Origin of the sequence: Streptomyces echinoruber (assembly GCF_014651135.1) — a bacterium.
Lineage (GTDB): Bacteria > Actinomycetota > Actinomycetes > Streptomycetales > Streptomycetaceae > Streptomyces > Streptomyces echinoruber.
The window spans coordinates 1-536 of record NZ_BMWH01000106.1 but is presented as its reverse complement, the minus strand read 5'-3'; the positions used below and the strand labels follow the sequence as shown (position 1 = coordinate 536).

General features: G+C 69.4%; 1 protein-coding gene. It reads left to right on the top strand.

The features are described from left to right. The coding region (locus tag IE225_RS32770; RefSeq protein ID WP_190061296.1) for a flavodoxin-dependent (E)-4-hydroxy-3-methylbut-2-enyl-diphosphate synthase at positions 1-536 on the top strand (536 nt) is incomplete at both ends.

Here is a 536-nt window from a genome sequence, read left to right as displayed (position 1 = left end):
TCGATGACGACGACGCGGACGGCGGACGTCGGGGCGACGCTGCAGCAGATCGCGGAGCTGACGGCGGCGGGCTGCCAGATCGTGCGGGTGGCCTGTCCCACCCAGGACGACGCCGACGCGCTGCCGGTGATCGCCCGCAAGTCGCAGATCCCGGTGATCGCCGACATCCACTTCCAGCCCAAGTACGTCTTCGCCGCCATCGAGGCGGGCTGTGCGGCGGTGCGGGTCAACCCGGGCAACATCAAGCAGTTCGACGACAAGGTCAAGGAGATCGCCCGGGCGGCGAAGGACCACGGCACGCCGATCCGGATCGGGGTCAACGCCGGGTCGCTGGACAAGCGGCTGCTGCAGAAGTACGGCCGGGCCACCCCGGAGGCGCTGGTGGAGTCGGCGCTGTGGGAGGCGTCGCTGTTCGAGGAGCACGGCTTCCGGGACCTCAAGATCTCGGTCAAGCACAACGACCCGGTGGTGATGATCGAGGCCTACCGGCAGCTGGCCGAGCGGTGCGACTACCCGCTGCACCTCGGGGTGACCGA